This window comes from Streptomyces sp. NPDC059456, assembly GCF_042750055.1.
Lineage (GTDB): Bacteria > Actinomycetota > Actinomycetes > Streptomycetales > Streptomycetaceae > Streptomyces.
Window position 1 is genome coordinate 1 of the sequence record NZ_JBHYVA010000907.1, and the last position, 2770, is coordinate 2770.

General features: G+C 75.5%; 3 protein-coding genes. 2 read left to right on the forward strand and 1 reads right to left on the reverse strand.

What is annotated here, in order from left to right:
* Nucleotides 1-83 precede the first annotated feature (83 nt).
* Nucleotides 84-680, reverse strand: a complete 597-nt coding sequence (locus ACFXA3_RS40365) for a histidine phosphatase family protein (protein WP_385196085.1) — start codon at nucleotides 678-680, stop codon at nucleotides 84-86.
* 147 nt (nucleotides 681-827) lie between these two features.
* On the opposite strand from ACFXA3_RS40365, the gene ACFXA3_RS40370 reads away from it, so the two are divergent.
* Both ACFXA3_RS40370 and ACFXA3_RS40375 read left to right on the forward strand, forming a co-directional pair.
* The gene (locus ACFXA3_RS40370; RefSeq protein WP_385196088.1) at nucleotides 828-1664 is read left to right on the forward strand and encodes a phosphatase PAP2 family protein; all 837 of its coding nucleotides are present in this window, start codon (nucleotides 828-830) and stop codon (nucleotides 1662-1664) included.
* Nucleotides 1603-2748, forward strand: coding sequence for a hypothetical protein (locus ACFXA3_RS40375; protein WP_385196091.1), 1146 nt, complete (start codon nucleotides 1603-1605; stop codon nucleotides 2746-2748). The genes ACFXA3_RS40370 and ACFXA3_RS40375 overlap by 62 nt, the downstream gene beginning before the upstream one ends.
* Nucleotides 2749-2770 lie beyond the last annotated feature (22 nt).

Here is a 2770-nt window from a genome sequence, read left to right on the forward strand (position 1 = left end):
GTACGGGCCCGGTCTGCGCCCGGTCCTCGCCCGGTCCGCCGGTCCGACGCGACCGGGCCCGTACCCGACTTCGGGCCGGGCGGTCAGAGGTCCAGGTGCCCCGTGTCGTTCCAGCGCTCCAGCGCGGGGGCCCCGTACGCCCAGCCCAGGACCGAGAGGGACGTGGGCTCCAGGCGGATGCGGGCGCCGAAGGAGGCCTCCAGGCCGAGCCAGCGGGCGGCCAGGGTGCGCAGGACGTGGCCGTGGGCGAAGACCAGGACGTCGTGCTCGGCCGAGCGGGCCCAGGCGACGACCTCGTCGGCGCGCGCCGCGACGTCGGCCACGGACTCGCCGCCCGGGACGCCGTCGCGCCAGATCAGCCAGCCCGGGCGGATCGCCTGGATCTCCGCCGGGGTCATGCCCTCGTACGCGCCGTAGTCCCACTCCATCAGCGCGTCCCACGGCTCCGCCCGGGCGCCGAAGCCCGCCAGGTCGCAGCTCTCGCTCGCGCGGACCAGGGGGCTGGTGCGCACCTCCACGCCGGGCAGCCCGTTCCACGGGGCGCGGGCCAGCCGCTCGCCGAGCAGCTTCGCGCCCCGCCTGCCCTCCTCCAGCAGGGGCACGTCCGTGCGTCCCGTGTGCTTGCCGAGCTGGGACCACGCCGTCTGGCCGTGGCGGGCCAGGAGGATGCGGGGGGCCATAGAAGATACTCCCGGTGCGTAAGGGTTCGTACCCGGTTCATGTGGTTCATACGGGTTCGCACGTCTTCGGGCGAATGCGTCGTCCATCCATCATCCATCACGTGAACACCGGGCAACCCACCCCGTCGCACAAGCGTCCTACGACGTATGACTGATCGGCAGAAGCCCGCCCGGTGGTGGGCCGAACTGCTGCTCCTGGGGCTCGTCTACGGCGCGTACACCGGTGGCAGACTCCTCGCCCGGGGTGACGTGCACCTCGCCACCGGCCACGGGATCGCGATCCTGCGGACCGAGGAGCTGCTGGGGATCGACTTCGAACACCCCCTCAACCGGCTCTTCTCCGGCCAGGGACTGCTCGGGATACCCGCCGACTTCGTCTACGCCTCCCTGCACTACCTCGTCACCCCGGCCGTGCTGGTCTGGCTGTACCTGCACCGGCCGGGGCACTACCGCGGCGCCCGCACCTGGCTGGTGCTCTCCACCCTCCTCGGGCTCGTCGGCTTCGCCCTGATGCCCACCTGCCCGCCCCGGCTGCTGGACCCCGCGTACGGGTTCACCGACACGATGGCCCAGTACAGCGGCTACGGCTGGTGGGGCGCCGAGGCCAGTGCCCCGCGCGGGCTCGGGGGCCTGACCAACCAGTACGCGGCCATGCCGAGCCTGCACGTCGGCTGGGCGCTGTGGTGCGGGGTCCTGCTGTGGCGCTACGGGCGCCGCCCGCTGCTGCGGGGACTCGGCATCGCCTATCCGGCCCTCACCGCGCTCGTGGTCATGGGCACCGCCAACCACTACTTCCTGGACGCGGCCGCCGGGGTCGCCGTGATGGCCGCCGGGTACGCGATCGTGCGCCGGCTGCCCGGCCGAGCAGCCGGTTTTCGCGGTACGACCACGATTGTCAGTGGCGGATGGGACACTTCCGCCCGTGAGCTCCTACCCGCCCAGCGGCCCGCCTCCGACGACGACACTGCGGCAGCGGCTCGCTGACCTGCGCGGCCCCGCCGTGCCGCCCCGTCCGCTCGACGCCCGTGCGCTGGCGGCGCTCGCCGCCAACCCCGGCTGCGGCAGACGCACCCTGCTCGACGGCGCCGGCGTGGACAAGACGGCCCTGGCCGCGGCCCTGGGCTCGCCCGCCCCGTTCGGCCAGTCGCAGTTCGCCATCGCCCGCGGGAACTCCTTCGAGGCCAGGGTCAAGGGCGACGGCGGAGCCGTCCTGCTGGAACTGGTCCACCGGCACCTGGGCGCCGGCGCCGAGCCGCCCGGCCCGGACGCCCGCGTCCCCGATCTGACCGCCGCCGGGCCCGAGGGCCGCGCCGCCCGCACCGCCCTCGCGCTGCGCGAGGCCACCGCCGCCGCGGCCGCCTCCGGCGCCTGGACCCTGCTGGACCACCCGATGCTGGCCCTGGAGGTCGCGGGCTCCCCCGCCTACCTGGAACCGGACGCCGTCGTGGTGCACCCCGACGGCCGCTGGACCGTCGTGGAGATCAAGTCGTTCCCGATGATCGACGGGGCCGCCGACGCCGCGAAGGTGGGCGCCGCCGCCCGGCAGGCCGCCGTGTACGTGCTGGCCCTGGAGAAGACCGCCGGAAAGCTGGCCTCCGCCGTGGTCGGGCACACCGTGCTGCTCGTCTGCCCGAAGGACTTCTCCAACCTGCCCGCGGCCGCGCCCGTCGACGTCCGCCGCGAGCGGGCCGTGACCCGGCGCCGGCTGGAGCGGCTGACCCGGGTCGAGGAACTGGCCGCGGCCCTGCCCGAGGGGCTCGGCTTCGACCCCTCGCTGCCCGCCGAGGAGCTGACCGCCGCCGTTTCGGCGGTCGAGGCCGCCTACGCCCCCGAGTGCCTGGCCGCCTGCGAGCTCGCCTTCCACTGCCGCGAGCGGGCCCGCGCGGCCGACGAGGTGACCGCGCTGGGCCGCTCCGTACGGGGGGAGCTCGGAGCGCTCACCACCGTCGGGGAGGCCCTCGCGGCCGCGTCCGGCGGCGGCAGCCCCGACGACCCGGCCGCGGCCGCGCTGCACCGGGCGGCCCGGCTGCGCGCCGAGGCCCTGGAGGCCGCCGCATGTCCCTCCTGAACACCCTCGCGCGCCTCCAGGC

What these genes read in the sequence shown, in the direction of transcription:
- ACFXA3_RS40370 (WP_385196088.1), top strand. Translation starts at nt 828, where the DNA reads ATGACTGATCGGCAGAAGCCCGCCCGGTGGTGGGCCGAACTGCTGCTC.
- ACFXA3_RS40365 (WP_385196085.1), bottom strand. Translation starts at nt 680, where the DNA reads ATGGCCCCCCGCATCCTCCTGGCCCGCCACGGCCAGACGGCGTGGTCC.